Annotated in this window: 14 protein-coding genes; 8 read left to right on the top strand and 6 right to left on the bottom strand. The window is 55.4% G+C overall.

Annotation, left to right across the window (positions count from 1 at the left end; all coding sequences use genetic code 11):
• The first annotated feature begins 36 nt into the window (after window positions 1-36).
• The 3 genes from znuA (at window position 37) to lpxM (ending at window position 3,406) form a co-directional block, all read left to right on the top strand.
• A complete protein-coding gene (znuA, locus tag QQF33_RS14900; protein ID WP_285158074.1) occupies window positions 37-981 on the top strand; it encodes a zinc ABC transporter substrate-binding protein ZnuA in 945 nt (314 codons plus the stop codon).
• A 15-nt stretch (window positions 982-996) separates the two neighbouring features.
• Entirely contained in the window at window positions 997-2,316 is a 1,320-nt protein-coding gene (gene mepM, locus QQF33_RS14895; RefSeq protein ID WP_282494653.1) for a murein DD-endopeptidase MepM, read from the top strand.
• Window positions 2,317-2,434: 118 nt separating this feature from the next.
• Window positions 2,435-3,406, top strand: a complete 972-nt coding sequence (gene lpxM / locus QQF33_RS14890; RefSeq protein WP_285158073.1) for a lauroyl-Kdo(2)-lipid IV(A) myristoyltransferase — start codon at window positions 2,435-2,437, stop codon at window positions 3,404-3,406.
• Window positions 3,407-3,458: 52 nt separating this feature from the next.
• On the opposite strand, the gene QQF33_RS14885 is transcribed toward lpxM, so the two are convergent.
• From QQF33_RS14885 to QQF33_RS14870, 4 genes are all read right to left on the bottom strand, one after another.
• The gene (locus tag QQF33_RS14885; RefSeq protein WP_285158072.1) at window positions 3,459-4,127 is read right to left on the bottom strand and encodes a DUF2931 family protein; all 669 of its coding nucleotides are present in this window, start codon (window positions 4,125-4,127) and stop codon (window positions 3,459-3,461) included.
• Window positions 4,124-6,115, bottom strand: a complete 1,992-nt coding sequence (tssD, locus tag QQF33_RS14880; RefSeq protein ID WP_285158071.1) for an Hcp family type VI secretion system effector — start codon at window positions 6,113-6,115, stop codon at window positions 4,124-4,126. The genes QQF33_RS14885 and tssD overlap by 4 nt, the downstream gene beginning before the upstream one ends.
• Before the next feature lie 238 nt (window positions 6,116-6,353).
• A complete protein-coding gene (pyk, locus tag QQF33_RS14875) occupies window positions 6,354-7,796 on the bottom strand; it encodes a pyruvate kinase (protein WP_282494651.1) in 1,443 nt (480 codons plus the stop codon).
• 105 nt (window positions 7,797-7,901) lie between these two features.
• Window positions 7,902-8,771, bottom strand: a complete 870-nt coding sequence (locus tag QQF33_RS14870) for a MurR/RpiR family transcriptional regulator (RefSeq protein WP_095282381.1) — start codon at window positions 8,769-8,771, stop codon at window positions 7,902-7,904.
• Between the two features lie 358 nt (window positions 8,772-9,129).
• On the opposite strand from QQF33_RS14870, the gene zwf reads away from it, so the two are divergent.
• The 3 genes from zwf (at window position 9,130) to kdgA (ending at window position 13,328) form a co-directional block, all read left to right on the top strand.
• Window positions 9,130-10,605, top strand: coding sequence for a glucose-6-phosphate dehydrogenase (gene zwf / locus QQF33_RS14865; RefSeq protein ID WP_282494650.1), 1,476 nt, complete (start codon window positions 9,130-9,132; stop codon window positions 10,603-10,605).
• A 233-nt stretch (window positions 10,606-10,838) separates the two neighbouring features.
• Complete coding sequence (gene edd, locus QQF33_RS14860; RefSeq protein ID WP_285149479.1) at window positions 10,839-12,650, top strand: phosphogluconate dehydratase; 1,812 nt, start codon at window positions 10,839-10,841, stop codon at window positions 12,648-12,650.
• A gap of 39 nt (window positions 12,651-12,689) precedes the next feature.
• A complete protein-coding gene (kdgA, locus tag QQF33_RS14855; protein WP_095282378.1) occupies window positions 12,690-13,328 on the top strand; it encodes a bifunctional 4-hydroxy-2-oxoglutarate aldolase/2-dehydro-3-deoxy-phosphogluconate aldolase in 639 nt (212 codons plus the stop codon).
• An 80-nt stretch (window positions 13,329-13,408) separates the two neighbouring features.
• Here the strand turns inward: kdgA and purT are convergent, their stop codons facing one another.
• Window positions 13,409-14,587, bottom strand: a complete 1,179-nt coding sequence (gene purT, locus QQF33_RS14850) for a formate-dependent phosphoribosylglycinamide formyltransferase (protein ID WP_285149480.1) — start codon at window positions 14,585-14,587, stop codon at window positions 13,409-13,411.
• Window positions 14,588-14,764: 177 nt separating this feature from the next.
• On the opposite strand from purT, the gene QQF33_RS14845 reads away from it, so the two are divergent.
• Window positions 14,765-15,415, top strand: coding sequence for a tellurite resistance TerB family protein (locus QQF33_RS14845; RefSeq protein ID WP_285149481.1), 651 nt, complete (start codon window positions 14,765-14,767; stop codon window positions 15,413-15,415).
• Window positions 15,416-15,502: 87 nt separating this feature from the next.
• Window positions 15,503-17,566 carry an oligopeptidase B gene (gene ptrB / locus QQF33_RS14840; RefSeq protein WP_285158070.1) on the top strand — a complete coding sequence of 688 codons (2,064 nt, stop codon included), beginning with the start codon at window positions 15,503-15,505 and terminating at the stop codon, window positions 17,564-17,566.
• Here ptrB and exoX read toward each other — a convergent pair.
• A complete protein-coding gene (gene exoX, locus QQF33_RS14835; protein WP_285149483.1) occupies window positions 17,563-18,225 on the bottom strand; it encodes an exodeoxyribonuclease X in 663 nt (220 codons plus the stop codon). The two genes, ptrB and exoX, sit on opposite strands and share 4 nt — an antisense overlap.
• Window positions 18,226-18,235: the final 10 nt, after the last annotated feature.

The raw sequence follows: 18,235 nt of genomic DNA, 5'->3' as shown, positions 1-18,235 counted from the left end.
ACATTCCACGCATTCATTACGATCATAAGTTGCATTATGTTACATAAAAATACGCTTCTTTTCGCAGCATTATCCGCTGGCCTTTGGGGTTCAGCAGCACAAGATGTTAACGCCGCCGTTGTCGCTTCGCTTAAACCACTGGGATTCATCGCTTCGGCCATTGCCGATGGCGTGACAGAAACCCAGGTTTTACTGCCTGACGGGGCCTCCGAGCATGATTATTCTCTGCGCCCATCCGATGTAAAACGCTTACAGAACGCGGACTTAGTGGTGTGGATTGGTCCTGAGATGGAAGCCTTCATGCAAAAGTCCGCAAGCAAAGTTCCGCCGCAAAAACAGGTGACCATCGCCGAGCTTTCCGGTGTGAAACCGCTGCTCATGAAAGGGGCTGACGACGACGATGGCGATCACGACCATGATCACGCCGAGGGCGAAAAAGGTGACGACCATCACCATCATGGCGAGTACAACATGCATCTTTGGCTCTCCCCAGAGATAGCGCGGCTCTCAGCGGTTGCAATCCATGACAAATTAGTGGAACTTATGCCGCAAAGTCGAGCCAAACTAGACGCCAACCTGAAGGATTTTGAGGCACAATTAGCCGCAACCGATAAGCAGGTGGGTAACGAGCTCGCACCGTTGAAAGGAAAAGGGTATTTCGTTTTTCATGATGCCTATGGCTACTACGAAAAACACTACGGCCTGACCCCGCTGGGTCACTTTACCGTCAACCCGGAAATTCAGCCTGGTGCGCAGCGTTTACATGAAATCAGAACACAGTTGGTTGAGCAAAAAGCGACATGCGTTTTTGCTGAGCCACAGTTCAGGCCAGCGGTCGTTGAAGCCGTGGCCAGGGGAACGTCCGTGCGCATGGGGACCCTGGACCCGCTTGGAACCAATATTCAGCTGAGCAAGGCGAGTTATTCGCAGTTCCTCAGCCAATTGGCGAACCAGTATTCGAGCTGCCTGAAAGGAGATTAACGAGGAAGTGAACACGTGCAACAGATAGCCCGCTCTGTCGCCCTGGCATTTAATAATCTGCCTCGACCCCACCGCGTTATGCTGGGGTCCCTTACAGTTCTTACATTAGCGGTCGCCGTCTGGCGGCCCTATGTGTACCACCCACATTCAGCCCCCATCATTAAAACCATCGAACTGGAAAAGAGCGAAATCCGCTCCTTGCTGCCCGATGCCAGTGAGCCTATCGATCAGGCCGCTCAGGAAGACGAGGCCATTCCTCAGGATGAGCTGGATGACAAAACCGCGAACGAAGCGGGCATCCACGAGTATGTTGTCTCGACGGGCGATACCCTGAGCAGCGTGCTCAACCAGTACGGTATTGAGATGGGTGATATCAGCCAGCTCGCCGCATCCGATAAAGATCTGCGTAACCTGAAAATTGGTCAGCAACTCTCCTGGACACTCACCAGCGATGGCGATTTACAGCGTCTGACCTGGGAAGTCTCGCGTCGCGAAACCCGTACCTACGATCGTACTGAAAACGGTTTCAAGATGACCAGCGAAATGCAGCAGGGCGACTGGGTCAACAATGTGCTGAAAGGCACCGTGGGCGGTAGCTTTGTCGCCAGCGCGCGCGAAGCCGGGTTAACGAGCGGTGAAATCAGCTCAGTCATCAAGGCCATGCAGTGGCAGATGGACTTCCGCAAACTGAAAAAAGGCGACGAATTCTCGATCCTGATGTCCCGCGAAATGCTGGACGGCAAGCGCGAGCAGAGCCAGCTGATGGGCGTGCGTCTGCGCTCTGAAGGTAAAGACTATTACGCCATCCGCGCTGAAGACGGTAAGTTCTACGACCGCAACGGTACGGGCCTGGCGAAAGGCTTCCTGCGCTTCCCGACGGCGAAACAGTTCCGCGTTTCATCCAACTTTAACCCGCGTCGTCTGAACCCGGTCACGGGCCGCGTGGCGCCGCACCGTGGCGTTGACTTCGCGATGCCGCAGGGCACGCCAGTGCTCTCTGTCGGTGACGGTGAAGTGGTTATCGCCAAACGCAGCGGCGCGGCAGGGTACTACGTCGCCGTTCGTCACGGTCGCACCTACACCACCCGCTACATGCACCTGCGCAAACTGCTGGTCCAGCCGGGTCAGAAAGTGAAACGCGGCGACCGTATCGCGCTGTCGGGCAACACCGGCCGCTCTACGGGCCCGCACCTGCACTATGAAGTGTGGATTAACCAGCAGGCCGTGAACCCGCTGACGGCGAAACTGCCGCGCACCGAAGGTCTGACCGGTAAAGACCGCACCGATTATCTGGCTCAGGTCAAAGAGGTTATGCCGCAACTGCGCTTCGACTAACCTTTTGTTATCTTAAAGCCGGTGCAGAGATGCGCCGGCTTTTTCTTTTGTGCGATGCAGCCTGCCTCGCTACACTAACTGATGATTATTTTTAGCTTCACCAGACCCTGGAACCCGCATGGAAACCCAAAAAAACAATAGTGAATTCATTCCCGAGTTTGAGAAATCTTTTCGCCATCCGCGCAACTGGGGCGCCTGGCTGGGCGTTTATGCGTTTGCGGGCATCGCACTGCTTCCTGCTTCCGTGCGCGATCCGGTCCTTGGAAAAATCGGCCTGATCGCCGGCCGAGTGGGCAAAAGCGCGCGCCGTCGTGCGCAAATTAATCTCTTCTACTGTTTCCCGGAAAAAAGCGACGCCGAGCGGGAAGCGATTATCGACGCCATGTTCACCACTGCGCCGCAGGCGATGGCGATGATGGGCGAGCTGGCGCTACGCGGGCCGGACAAGATTAAGGATCGCGTGGACTGGAAAGGGCTGGATATTATTGAGGAGATGCGTCGCAACGACGAAAAGGTGATCTTCCTCGTGCCGCACGGCTGGGGCGTGGATATTCCGGCCATGCTGATGGCCTCGCAGGGGCAGAAGATGGCGGCCATGTTCCACAACCAGGGCAACAAAATCTTCGACTACGTCTGGAACACCGTCCGCCGCCGTTTCGGTGGCCGACTGCATGCGCGTAACGACGGGATCAAACCGTTCATCAAGTCAGTGCGTGAAGGCTACTGGGGTTACTACCTGCCGGATCAGGATCACGGGGCTGAGCACAGCGAATTTGTGGATTTCTTTGCCACCTATAAAGCGACACTGCCCGCGATTGGCCGTCTGATGAAAGTCTGTCGCGCACGCGTGGTGCCACTTTTCCCTGTTTACGACGGCAAAACCCATCGCCTGACCATCGAAGTGCGCCCGCCGATGGATGACCTGCTGGAAGCAGACGACAATACCATCGCGCGCCGGATGAACGAAGAGGTCGAAATTTTCGTGGGTCCGCATCTCGAGCAGTACACCTGGATCCTGAAGCTTCTCAAGACGCGCAAGCCCGGTGAGACTGAGCCGTATAAGCGCAATGAGTTGTACCCTAAGCGATAGACGCTAAGCGCGTATAAGAGGTTTTATACGCGCTAATCTGCTGTATCTCACCTTACCATTTTCCGTACGGATAGGTTTTGCCTTTGATGAAATTTTTGATGCTTTGGTCGTATCCATCAGGGATGGTATAAGACATCTCAAGGCGGCTAATACCTTTACAGCCATCCAGTTTATCTCCAGACAATGTAGTTATTTTTTCTGGTTGCACGAGAAGATTGTCACCCCCACCACTATTTTGGAGCCAGATTCTGACCTTACCCTCAGGAGCCAGACCAAATAACATCGTGCTGTACCATGCCTTTTCGCCGAATATATCTACCCCTGTCGACACACTCATTTGCGTACGCACCGATTTAGGAAGAGTAATTCTCGTTTCATAGCTGCGTTTATCAATAATGGAATCCCAGCAAAACAGCATGTTTACGGGGGGATGAAGTGCTTTGTTAAACATTGCAAAACGCATGTACCTTTTATCCCACGAGGAAACACTTGCATCATCCTCATCTGTACTGTCTAAATTTCTGAATGAATAGAGGATGTTGTTTTCGTCGATAATACCAACATAATTGACGAAAGCGGGCAGTTCCTTAGGTGTGAAAAAAACGAAACCCCATTTTCCGTAAGGCATTTCTCCTGCTTCTTCCGAAGAGGGTGGGATGCTGGAATGGCAGGCTGTTGTCGTCAGCATCAGAGTGAGGGTGAATATTTTTCCATGTCTCATTTTTTATTACCGTCCATGTTGTACGTTGTGCGCCGCCAGTTTTCATCTGGCCGGTTAACAAAACTTAGGGTCTCGGACACGGACGCGCCGCCATAGGGTTTTCTTGCGCTATCAAGAACAATGCTGTTCCAGTTTGCTGAGCAGTGGATATACTCCTTCGCCAAAAGGTCAATTTCCGAAGGATCGAGGTGAGTCGCTGATAAACCGCAACGTATTGCAGCCCCTGAAGCCATAACCTTTGAGCACAACGGTAAAAGATCGGAAGTGATACTTAGCTCTTTGTCTTCTTTTTTAATCGGTTTAAACACCGCCCCCGCATCCTGCGCCGCATCGAGCATTACCCTCAGCACCACCTTCGACCAGTCGTTCTTCACGATGCGCTTTTTCATTGCCAGAGCGGCAAACGCGCGCTTCTGCACCCCTTCTCTCGGATGAGCAGGCATCCTCGTGTCCTCCCAGGCTTCAGCCGTGATGTCATTGGTGCGGATGAGCGGGGCTGCAACCGCGGAAGATTCCAGTATTTTCAATTGATTCAGAGCATGTTGATAAGCTCGTGAGCTGGCAAGTGGTGTATCCAGCGGTACGGTTTCCACTTCCGGACGCGTCAGATAGAGGTTTTCCCGCATCACGGGCAGATAACCGCCGCCGATATCAGAGTGCGCTCCGGGCAGAGACAGCTCCGGCCAGGCGGGCTGCACGCTGTTCAGGGCGAAGTTAAAGCGGCATTCATGCTGCGCCGTGATATGGAACACGTTCTCCGCCACACCGGGACGCAGTACGATATTGACGTCACCGGTGTTCGCCGTGTGAGGATTGAGACCGTTTTGCGGTGTGCCGATGGCAGCGACCGTATCAAAAATACCAATAAAGCGGGTTTTTCCTGCCGGAGTACCAGAGTATTTAAAATCATTCATACCCTGACGAATGGCATTAATAACAGGGCGGTCCTCCGCCTGAACTCGATTAGCGAAGTGGCGTGCCGCCGCCGCGCCGCGGCTGAAACCGAAAATATCGAACTGGAAAGATGTGACCGCAATAACGCATCCGTGCATTTTCTGCTGTAACTTACGCAATGCGTCTTTTATGGCCTCAGCTATCTGCTTCACCGCCAGATCCGTCTTCGCAATCACCCCGGTATCTGCCACGCCTAAGCTAAGCCCAATCATGCTGTCCGGTTTTCCCGCCTCGGTGCCGATCCCCTCAACGTAAATGGCTGCCTGTGCTTGCCCTGAATCAATGGGCAGATCCGTTTTGTACAAGGTATTTAACCAGTGAATATTGGTGTACCCGCCGGTATAGCTGGTGGCCCCCGTGCCGGAGACGCCCATCTGTTCCTGCGCTGTACGCGCCAGAATGCTCTCGGCGTCCGGGTCGGAGAGGTCAAAGTGCGCGGCGGTACAGGCGGCAAGCATGTTTTGCGTGTTGACGGCGTTATTACCGGTCCCGTCAAAAAATACCCCGAGCGTCAGGGTAATATCCCGTTTTTCAGGTTGCTTTTGTTCAGTCGGAGGGAATATTTCATTATACTTTTCCGGCAACACCAGATCGCTAAATTCGGTGTTCGCAATAAGATGTTTACTGCGAATATAATCATAACTCACGCTGATACTTTCAGTATCCAACATATCCTTCGTCACTGAGCTCGATATAGCCTGAATCGACGCGCCGCGCAGTTCAATATGAAAATACTTTTCCTGACGGCCAAAGCGATTGGTACGGTAATAATCAAAACTCAGCCGCAGTTTTTCATTTTCATTAATCGCCGCCATCAGAAGCGGTGAGCTTTTGTCGACCGGCTTGGTGAAACTCAGCCCCTGGTGATGCGCACCACCTGTGGTGCTGACGCTGCTGGATGAGAGCTGATAAACAAGGATTTCGTTTTCATGTCGGTACTGAAAGCGGTTGCCGATCGATTTTTCCGTGCCACAGCCAGAAGATATTTGTCCCTGATGCTCTCCCGTCAGCGTTAAATAGATAACGTTGCTCATTCAATGACGTCCTTTTCATTGTTCAGCTAAATAATCAGAAGTGATTATCCAATCAAGTTGGAAGTGTAATGTATTTAATCGGCGGAGAGTTATTGGCAATATCCTGGAATAAGAAAATAAAAAATTGCCAGAGGAGTGGGTTTCCACTTCCGGATATCAGTATGAAAGAGGTTGCAACTAAGAAAGGGGGAAGATGGACTGACGGAGAGAATCTCCGGCAGTCCAGGATATAACAGTATTACTCGACAGTCATCACGCGAGTGGTGTTGGTCGAGCCAATGGTGCTCATCACATCGCCCTGGGTGACGATTACGATATCACCAGAGACCAGATAGCCTTTATCGCGCAGCAGATTGACCGCGTCGTTCGCTGCGGCAACACCGTCGTTGGTGCTGTCGAAGAAGACCGGAGTCACGCCACGATACAGGGCCGTCAGGTTCAGGGTGCGTTCATGACGGGACATGGCGAAGATCGGCAGGCCGGAGCTGATACGGGAAGTCATCAGCGCGGTGCGGCCGGATTCGGTCATGGTGATGATCGCAGTCACGCCTTTCAGGTGGTTCGCCGCGTACATGGCGGACATGGAAATCGCTTCTTCCACGTTATCAAACTGAATGTCCAGACGGTGTTTGGAGACGTTGATGCTTGGGATCTTCTCAGCGCCCAGGCACACGCGCGCCATCGCGGCCACGGTTTCAGCCGGATACTGACCCGCTGCCGTTTCCGCAGAGAGCATCACCGCATCGGTACCATCCAGCACGGCGTTGGCGACGTCCATCACTTCCGCACGGGTTGGCATTGGGTTAGTGATCATCGACTCCATCATCTGGGTCGCGGTGATCACGGAGCGGTTCAGCTGACGCGCACGACGGATCAGCGCTTTCTGGATGCCGACCAGCTCAGGGTCGCCGATTTCAACGCCCAGGTCGCCACGGGCAACCATTACCACGTCAGACGCCAGGATCACATCATCCATCGCTTCCTGGCTGCAGACGGCTTCCGCACGTTCCACTTTAGCCACGATGCTGGCGTCGCAGCCTGCATCACGCGCCAGACGGCGAGCGTAGTTCAGGTCTTCGCCGCAGCGCGGGAAGGAGACGGCCAAATAGTCGACGCCAATCTGCGCGGCCGTGATGATGTCGGCTTTGTCTTTTTCGGTCAGGGCTTCAGCGGAGAGACCACCGCCGAGTTTGTTGATGCCTTTGTTGTTGGAAAGCGGGCCGCCCACGGTCACTTCGGTGAACACTTTCATGCCCTGGACTTCGATCACTTTCAGCTGCACGCGACCATCGTCGAGCAGCAGGATATCGCCCGGCACCACGTCAGCAGGCAGACCTTTATAGTCGATGCCCACTCGCTCCTTGTCGCCTTCGCCTTTACCCAGGTTGGCGTCGAGGAGGAATTTATCGCCGATGTTAAGGAAAACTTTGCCTTCTTTAAACGTCGAAACGCGAATCTTCGGACCCTGCAGGTCGCCGAGGATAGCCACGTGACGTCCCAGTTTTGCCGCGATCTCACGGACCTTGTCTGCACGTAATTTGTGGTCTTCTGGCGTACCGTGAGAGAAGTTCATGCGTACCACGTTGGCGCCCGCGGCGATAATTTTCTCGAGGTTATTATCGCGGTCAGTTGCCGGACCTAAGGTGGTAACGATCTTGGTTCTGCGAAGCCTTCTGGACATGTAATACTCCGTTGACTGAAACAACTTTGGTGTTGCGTGAACATAGATTCGGCGCTGTGTAGAAACTACCGAATACCGAAAAAAGTAACAACCTTATAAAAACATTCAGGGTACATCGCCCTTAATGAGCAATTCTTTATCAAAACGCGATTCCTTGAGCGCTTCTTTGACCCGCTTCAAGTTATCTCTGAATTTCGCGCCGCGACGCAGGGTAAATCCCGTTGCCAGCACGTCGATGACCGTTAACTGCGCCAGCCGGGAGACCATCGGCATATACATGTCCGTATCTTCCGGCACATCCAGCGTAATGGCCAGCGTCGCTTCACGCGCCAGCGGCGTTCCGGCGGTGGTGAGGGCAATCACCATGGCATCGTTTTCACGCGCCAGCTGCGCCAGCTCCACCAGACTTTTGGTCCGCCCGGTGTGGGAGATCAGCACCACCACGTCATCTTCGTTACAATTCATACAGCTCATGCGTTGCAGCACAATGTCATCGGAGTAAATCACCGGGACATTAAAGCGAAAAAATTTGTTCATTGCGTCGTGGGCCACGGCAGCGGAAGAGCCCAGCCCGAAGAAGGCGATTTTTTTCGCCTGGGTGAGCAGATCCACGGCGCGATTGAGCGACGCTTTATCCAGCGACTGGCGCACATGGTCGAGGGTCGCCATCGCCGATTCAAAAATTTTGCCCGTATAGGCCTCTACGCTGTCGTCTTCATCGACATTGCGATTTACATAGGGCGTGCCGTTTGCCAGACTTTGGGCCAGATGCAGTTTAAAATCAGGAAAACCGCGCGTCTCAAGACTGCGACAAAAGCGGTTGACGGTAGGCTCGCTGACCCCCGACTCCTGCGCCAGAGCGGCGATGCTGGAATGAATGGCCTGAGTCGGTGAGGCGAGAATAACTTCCGCCACTTTACGCTCGGATTTGCTAAGGTGTTCCAGTTGAAACTGGATTTTTTCCAGCATGTTCATGATGACAAGACGCTCATGGGTGGAAACGATTTCATTAATTGATGAAATCGTGATTCGAATTAGGAAGAATATACCCCTCTGACCTGGTCGAAGGGTAATGAACAACACGAAAAGTTGTTGTTTTTTTTCATTACTTGATCGCGGTCGGGTTTTCGCAACGGCCCGGCCGCGCAAAGATCCAACGGATTCGTCGTGATTCCCGTAACTGAAGCGTGTAAACAATCAAAAATCGCGTTATCGCACGCGAGGTTAAGCGCTAATGGTTTCGGGAATGACGTAAAAGCAGTACAGTGCATTGTAATAAAATTACAACGATATTCTGGCAAAAGCACCAGGATATCCAACTGAGGAGAATGACATGGCGGTAACGCAAACAGCCCAGGCATGTGACCTGGTCATTTTCGGCGCGAAAGGCGATCTTGCACGCCGTAAATTGCTGCCTTCCCTGTATCAACTGGAAAAAGCAGGCCAGATCCACCCGGACACTCGCATCCTGGGCGTGGGCCGCGCTGACTGGGATAAAGACGCCTACACCAAAGTGGTGCGTGAAGCGCTCGAAACGTTCATGAAAGAGAAGATCGATGAAAGTTTGTGGGATGCGCTGAGCGGTCGTCTTGATTTCTGCAACCTGGATGTCAACGATACCAAGTCGTTTGGCCGTCTGGGCAAGATGCTGGACCAGCAAAACCGTGTGACCATCAACTACTTCGCGATGCCGCCAAGCACCTTCGGCGCCATCTGCAAAGGTCTGGGCGAAGCGAAACTCAACGCCAAACCGGCGCGTGTAGTCATGGAAAAACCGCTGGGGACTTCTCTTGCGACTTCGCGTGAAATCAACGACCAGGTCGGGGAATACTTCGAAGAGTGCCAGGTTTACCGTATCGACCACTATCTGGGTAAAGAGACGGTGCTGAACCTGCTGGCCCTGCGTTTTGCGAACTCCCTGTTTGCGAACAACTGGGACAACCGCACCATCGATCACGTGGAAATTACCGTGGCTGAAGAGGTGGGCATCGAAGGGCGCTGGGGTTACTTTGACCAGGCTGGTCAGATGCGCGACATGATCCAGAACCACCTGCTGCAAATCCTCTGCATGATCGCCATGTCTCCGCCGTCCGATCTCTCTGCGGATAACATTCGTGACGAAAAAGTGAAGGTGCTGAAGTCTCTGCGCCGCATCGATCGCTCGAACGTGCGTGAGAAAACCGTCCGCGGTCAGTACACCTCCGGTTTCGCGCAGGGTAAAAAAGTCCCTGGCTATCTGGAAGAAGAGGGCGCGAACAAGTCCAGCAACACCGAGACTTTCGTGGCGATCCGCGTCGATATCGACAACTGGCGCTGGGCGGGTGTTCCGTTCTATCTGCGCACCGGTAAACGTCTGCCGACCAAATGCTCTGAAGTCGTGGTCTATTTCAAGAACCCGGAACTGAACCTGTTCAAAGAGTCCTGGCAGGAGCTGCCGCAGAACAAACTGACAATCCGTCTGCAGCCTGATGAGGGCGTGGATATTCAGGTGCTGAACAAAGTGCCGGGCCTGGATCACAAGCACAACCTGCAAACCACCAAGCTGGATCTGAGCTACTCCGAAACCTTCAACGAAACGCACCTGGCCGATGCTTACGAGCGTCTGCTGCTGGAAACCATGCGTGGGATCCAGGCGCTGTTCGTGCGTCGCGATGAAGTGGAAGAGGCGTGGAAGTGGGTCGACTCCATTACCGAAGCCTGGGCAGCCGATCAGGATGCGCCAAAACCGTATCAGGCAGGCACCTGGGGACCGGTCGCGTCAGTAGCGATGATCACCCGCGATGGCCGTTCCTGGAACGAGTTCGAGTAAGACGGAAGCTAATCCAAACGGGTTATTTTACCGGTAACATGATCTAACACAGATTGTGGCACAATTTTTAATCATTTAAGCTCCGCGTGGATTCACCCGTGGAGCTTTTTTTATTACACTGGCTGAAGCGATTTTGCCCCCGAGCTACGGACTGCAAGCGTTTCAGCCTTGTTAAGACAAGCGATTCATCTTGTTAACTCCTGCGCCTGGACAGATAAATTAGAGGAGCTTCTATGAATCCTGTATTGTTACGCGTAACACAGCGCATTGTTGAGCGCTCGAAAGAGACACGTTCTGCCTACCTCGCCCGCATCCAGCAGGCAAAAACCGACACGGTCCATCGTTCACAGCTCGCCTGCGGGAATCTGGCCCACGGTTTCGCCGCCTGCCAGCCGGACGATAAAGCCTCGCTGAAAAGCATGCTGCGTAACAATATTGCGATCATCACCTCCTACAACGACATGCTCTCCGCACACCAGCCGTACGAACACTACCCGGAAATTATTCGCAAAGCGCTGCACAGCGCCAATGCGGTCGGGCAGGTGGCCGGTGGCGTGCCAGCCATGTGCGACGGCGTAACCCAAGGCCAGGACGGGATGGAGCTCTCCCTGCTAAGCCGCGAAATTATCGCTATGTCTGCGGCGGTGGGCCTGTCCCACAATATGTTCGACGGCGCACTGTACCTCGGCGTGTGCGACAAAATTGTCCCGGGCCTGGCAATGGCGGCCCTGTCGTTCGGTCATCTGCCCGCGATTTTTGTTCCGTCTGGCCCGATGGCGAGCGGTCTGCCGAATAAAGAAAAAGTGCGTATCCGCCAGCTGTATGCGGAAGGCAAAGTGGATCGCAGCGCGCTGCTGGAAGCGGAAGCCGCCTCATATCACGCGCCAGGCACCTGTACGTTCTACGGGACTGCCAACACCAATCAGATGGTGGTGGAGTTCATGGGTATGCAGCTCCCTGGTTCGTCGTTTGTTCAGCCAGATGCGCCGCTGCGTCAGGCCCTGACCGAAGCGGCTGCGCGTCAGGTGACGCGTCTGACCGGCAACGGCAACGAGTGGATGCCGCTCGGTAAAATGGTTGACGAAAAAGTGATCGTCAACGGGATCGTCGCCCTGCTGGCGACCGGCGGTTCCACCAACCACACCATGCACCTGGTCGCGATGGCGCGTGCGGCGGGGATCCAGATTAACTGGGATGATTTCTCTGACCTGTCTGAAATCGTGCCGCTGATGGCGCGTCTCTACCCGAACGGTCCGGCAGATATCAACCACTTCCAGGCGGCGGGCGGCGTACCGGTACTGATCCGCGAGCTGCTGAAAGGCGGCCTGCTGCATGAAGACGTCAACACGGTGGCCGGTTTCGGTCTGCAACGCTACACCATGGAGCCGTGGCTGAATGACGGCGAGCTCGACTGGCGCGAAGGCGCGCAGGATTCCCTCGACGAGCAGGTGATCGCCACCTTCGCGAAGCCATTCTCCCATCACGGCGGCACCAAAGTGCTGAGCGGCAACCTCGGTCGCGCGGTGATGAAAACCTCCGCCGTGCCGGTTGAAAACCAGATCGTGGAAGCGCCAGCGGTGATTTTCGAAAGCCAGCACGACGTGCTGCCTGCCTTCGAAGCTGGCCTGCTGGACAAAGACTGTGTGGTAGTGGTTCGTCACCAGGGACCAAAAGCGAACGGCATGCCAGAATTACATAAACTTATGCCACCACTTGGTGTATTATTGGACCGCTGTTTCAAAATTGCGTTGGTCACCGATGGACGACTCTCCGGCGCATCAGGTAAAGTGCCATCAGCAATCCACGTCACTCCCGAAGCTTACGACGGTGGGTTACTGGCGAAAGTCCGCGATGGCGATATGATCCGCGTGAATGGCCAGACAGGCGAACTGACCCTGCTGGTGGATGAAGCCGAACTGGCCGCCCGTAAGCCGCATATTCCTGACCTGAGCGCGTCGCGTGTGGGAACAGGGCGCGAAATGTTCAGTGCACTGCGCGAGAAGCTCTCCGGTGCTGAACAGGGCGCAACCTGTATTACGTTTTAAGACGACAAGAATTAACGATCTGGCGAGAGAAAAACACTGATGAAAAACTGGAAAACAAGTGCAGAAGCAATCCTGACAACTGGCCCGGTAGTGCCGGTTATCGTGGTGAACAAACTGGAGCACGCCGTCCCGATGGCGAAAGCGCTGGTTGCAGGTGGTGTTCGTGTTCTGGAAGTGACGCTGCGTACCGCATGCGCGATGGATGCGATCCGCGCTATCGCCAAAGAAGTGCCGGACGCAATTATCGGTGCCGGTACCGTGCTCAACCCTCAGCAGCTGGCTGAAGTGACCGAAGCGGGCGCACAGTTCGCCATCAGCCCGGGCCTGACCGAGCCGCTGCTGAAAGCCGCAACCGAAGGCACGATTCCGTTAATCCCAGGTATCAGCACCGTGTCTGAACTGATGCTGGGTATGGATTACGGCCTGAAAGAGTTCAAATTCTTCCCGGCTGAAGCCAATGGCGGCACCAAAGCGCTGCAGGCGATTGCGGGCCCGTTCTCTCAGGTGCGTTTCTGCCCGACGGGCGGTATCTCTCCGGCGAACTACCGCGACTACCTGGCGCTGAAAAGCGTCCTGTGTATCGGTGGCTCCTGGCTGGTTCCGGCGGATGCGCTGGAAGCGGGCGACTGGGATCGCATCACTAAGCTGGCGCGCGAAGCAGTGGAAGGCGCGAAGTAATTTTTTGCTGTGGCGGGTGGCGGCTTCGCCTTACCCGCCCTACAAAATCTAACCGGGCAAACATCTGTTGCCCGGTTTTTTTATCCCTTCACACTGACGGCCTGCGCTGCACTTTTCGCGCGCTCAACCGCACTTTCCACGCTATCCCCGGTGGCTAACGCCACGCCGAGACGACGGGTGCCGTCAATTTCCGGTTTACCAAACAGACGCAGTTGCAGACCCGCGCCGACGGCGGCCTCAACATTATCAAAGGTGACGTTCTGGCTGGTCAGCTGCGGCAGGATCACCGCCGACGCGGCCGGGCCGTACTGACGGATGCCGCCAACCGGCAGACCGAGGAACGCGCGCACGTGCAGGGCGAACTCCGAGAGATCCTGGGAAATCAGCGTCACCATTCCGGTGTCGTGCGGACGCGGGGAGACTTCGCTGAAAATCACCTCATCGCCGCAGACGAACAGTTCAACGCCAAACAGGCCGTAACCGCCGAGCGCCAGCACCACTTTGCGGGCCATCTCCTGCGCGCGTTCCAGCGCCAGGGCACTCATCTGCTGCGGCTGCCAGGATTCACGATAATCGCCATCCTCCTGACGATGACCAATCGGATCGCAGAAATGCACGCCGTCCACGGCGCTGACTGTCAGCAGGGTGATTTCAAAATCAAACTTCACCACACCTTCGACGATGACGCGACCGGCGCCCGCGCGGCCACCCTGCTGGGCGTAATCCCACGCCTTATCGAGCGCGGAGGCGTCACGGATAAAACTCTGACCTTTCCCGGAGGAGCTCATTACCGGCTTAATGATGCACGGGTAGCCAATCTGTTCGACGGCCTGCAGAAACTCATCTTTCCCATCGGCAAAGCGGTAGCTCGACGTCGGAATCGCTAACTCCTCGGCGGCCAGACGACGAATGCCTTCCCGGTTCATGGTCAGTTTAGCGGCGCGGGCGCAGGGCACCACGCGCTGGCCTTCCTGCTCGAGGGCAATCAGCGTATCGGTGGCGATGGCTTCGATTTCCGGTACCACAAAGTCCGGTTTTTCCTCGGCAATCAGAGCGCGAAGGGCGTTCCCATCCAGCATATTGATCACATGTGAGCGGTGGGCGACGTGCATCGCCGGGGCGTCGGCATAGCGATCGACGGCGATCACTTCAATCCCCAGGCGCTGGCACTCGATAGCCACCTCTTTTCCCAGTTCGCCAGAACCCAACAGCATGACGCGCGTCGCGGCCGGACGCAGAGCAGTTCCTAAAAGAGTCATAAAATCCCCCTGAAAAAGTTGCGCGCAGTATAAACGAAAACGTTTGCGTCTGTCTTCCCTCAACGGACAGCGTGATGATGGGCGGGGGAAATTTGCGCTTCTTTAGCGCCGACAGACATTTCCTGACATCACCTCGCATAGGCTGTACCCATTGCGAACCGTTAAGTGGGGAAAATCATGTCAGGCTGGTTGAATCAATTGCAATCCATGTTAGGACAGAAGGCGTCGTCATCAGGCGGCGAGGGGCTGAGCAAGCTGCTGGTGCCCGGTGCGCTCGGCGGACTGGCGGGCCTGCTGGTCGCCAATAAATCCTCGCGCAAACTGCTGACCAAATACGGCACCGGCGCGCTGCTGGCCGGTGGTGGGGCCATTGCCGGAACGGTGCTCTGGAACAAATACAAAGAGAAAGTGCGGACAGCTCATCAGGATGAACCGCACTTTGGTGAGCAAATTTCACCGATGGATCTGCGTACCGAACGCCTGATCCTGGCGCTGGTGTTTGCCGCGAAAAGTGACGGCCACATTGATGACAAAGAGCGATCAGCCATCGAGCAGCAGATGCGGGAAGCGGGCGTGGAAGAGCAGGGCCGAGCGCTGGTGGCGCAGGCGATTGAACAGCCGCTCGATCCACTCCGTCTGGCGCAGAGTGTGAAAAACGAGGAGGAGGCGCTGGAACTCTACTTCCTGAGTGCCGCGGCCATCGATATCGATCACTTTATGGAGCGAAGCTATCTGAATGCCCTCGGCGACGCGCTGAAAATTCCGCAGGATGTTCGGGAAGGGATCGAACAGGATATTAAGCAGCAAAAACAGGCATTACAGGGGTAATTTTATCTGACGGCTGTCACGTTTCGCTTGCATCGTGCGCGCGTTTTGCCACCCTTATAGGGTGTAAAACCAAAAAGAAAAACTGACATGCTGCCAAAAGCCCGACGCATTCCCAAAGCGCTCACCACTCACGGTGACACGCGCATCGATAATTACTACTGGCTGCGGGACGACGAACGCTCGCAGCCGGAAGTGCTTGATTACCTTCATCAGGAAAATGATTACGGCCGCAAGGTGATGTCCTCGCAGCAGGCGCTCCAGGATCGTCTGCTGGAAGAGATGGTCGCGCGGGTTCCGCAGCGCGATATTTCTGCGCCCTGGACCAAAAACGGCTACCGCTATCGTCATCTCTACGAGCCGGGCAGCGAATACGCCATCTATCAGCGCCAGTCTGTGCTTTGTGCCGAATGGGATGACTGGGAAACCCTGCTCGATGCCAACCAGCGCGCGGCGCACAGCGAGTTCTATACTCTCGGCGGGATGGGTATTTCGCCGGATAACACCATCATGGCGCTGGCGGAAGATTACCTGTCACGCCGCCAGTACGGCCTGCGCTTTCGCAATCTGGACACCGGGAACTGGTATCCGGAAATGCTCGATAACGTCTCATCGGATTTTGTCTGGGCGAACGACTCTGAAACCGTCTATTACGTCAAAAAGCACGCCTCAACGCTGCTGCCTTATCAGGTCTGGCGACATACGGTCGGCACCTCTTCCGGCACCGATGAGCTGGTGTACGAAGAACAGGACGACACCTTTTACGTCAGCCTGCACAAAACCACCTCGCGCCACTATGTGATTATTTCGCTTGCCAGCGCGACGACCACCGAAGTGCTGCTGCTTGATGCAGAGCTGCCCGACGCCCAACCGCTCTGTTTTCTCCCGCGCCGCAAAGACCACGAATATAGCCTCGACCATTTCCAGCACACCTTCTATCTGCGCTCCAACCGCGACGGCAAAAACTTTGGCCTGTATAAAACCAAAGTGCGCGACGAGCGTAAATGGGAAGTGCTGATCCCGCCGCGCGAACAGGTGATGCTCGAAGGCTTCACCCTGTTTACCGACTGGCTGGTGGTGGAAGAGCGTCAGCGCGGGCTGACCAGCATCCGGCAAATCAACCGCAAAACGCGCGAAGTGGTGGGGATTGCCTTTGACGATCCGGCATACGTGACCTGGATTGGCTACAATCCTGAGCCCGAATCCTCCCGGCTGCGCTACGGATATTCGTCGATGACCACGCCCGACACGCTGTTTGAACTCGATATGAATTCCGGCCAGCGGAAAGTGCTCAAGCAGGCCGAAGTGGCCGGGTTTGACGCCAGCCATTACCGCAGCGAACACCTGTGGATCACCGCGCGCGATGGCGTGGAGGTCCCGGTGTCGCTGGTGTATCACAAAGACCATTTCCAGAAGCGTAAAAACCCGCTGCTGGTGTACGGCTACGGCTCTTACGGCGCCAGCATGGACGCCGATTTCAGCAGCAGCCGACTAAGCCTGCTCGACCGGGGATTTGTCTTCGCCATCGCCCACGTGCGCGGCGGTGGAGAGCTGGGCCAGCACTGGTACGAAGAAGGTAAATTCCTGAAAAAGAAAAATACCTTTAACGACTATCTGGACGTGTGCGACGAGCTGATTGCTCAGGGCTACGGCGATCCGAAACTGTGCTTTGGCATGGGTGGCAGCGCGGGCGGTATGCTGATGGGGACGGTGATCAACCTGCGTCCTGAGCTGTTTAAAGGTATCGTCGCCCAGGTACCGTTCGTTGATGTGGTCACGACTATGCTCGACGAATCGATCCCGTTAACCACCGGTGAATTTGAAGAGTGGGGCAATCCGCAGGACGAGACCTACTATCGCTATATGAAAGAATACAGCCCGTACGATAACGTCGAAGCGAAGGCTTATCCGCACATGCTGGTGACCACCGGTCTGCACGATTCGCAGGTGCAGTACTGGGAACCGGCAAAATGGGTGGCGAAACTGCGGGAGCTGAAAACCGACGACAACCTGCTGCTGCTGTGCACGGATATGGACTCCGGTCACGGCGGGAAATCGGGACGCTTTAAATCCTACGAAGGGGTGGCGCTGGAGTATGCCTTTCTGATTGGCCTGGCGCAGGGGACGCTGCCAGGCCATGTTGCCGCGGATTAGGCGTCGTCGAGGTAATGGCGGAGTGTGAGACGCAGCTCCGGGCTCATGCGGTCGAGGTTGTTGTACAGCCAGCGCAGATAGCCCGGATCGCGCTCGGCCACTTCGGAGACTGGTTTGCCGCGATATTTACCAAAGGTAAAGGTGGTTAACAGCGCGGGGCGTCCGGTGATGGTCGCCATCTCGTCCGGCGTCCAGCCGGTGTTATTCATGATATCAATGAGTAACGCCGCCGTGATGTAGCAGTCGTAGAGCGCACGGTGATGATGTAACCCTTCCGGCGTTTTCACGCTGAGCTTGCGGGATTTATACAACGCCATATTGCTGTATTTAATCCCCGGCCAGGCGCGGCGCGCCAGCTTCATGGTGCAGATCCACTCGCCGGGCATCTCCGGCAATACGCGGCGGTCAAAGCTGGCGTTATGCGCCACGTACCACGGGCTACCGAAATAGTTCGGGATCACTTCCTCGATCCAGGGTTTATCCGCCACCATCGATTCCGTGATGCGGTGAATGGCCATCGCCTGCGCGCTGATAGGACGGTCGGGGCGAACCAAATGGCTCATGGGGTTGACGATCTGTCCGTCAATCACGTCAACGGACGCGACCTCTACAATCCCGCCCTGAAGATCACAGGTTTCGGTATCGATTACACGCAGCATGGCTCACTCC

The sequence above is a fragment of the Lelliottia wanjuensis genome (genome assembly GCF_030238365.1).
In the GTDB taxonomy this organism is placed as follows: domain Bacteria; phylum Pseudomonadota; class Gammaproteobacteria; order Enterobacterales; family Enterobacteriaceae; genus Enterobacter; species Enterobacter wanjuensis.
This window is presented reverse-complemented; position numbering and strand designations above follow the sequence as displayed.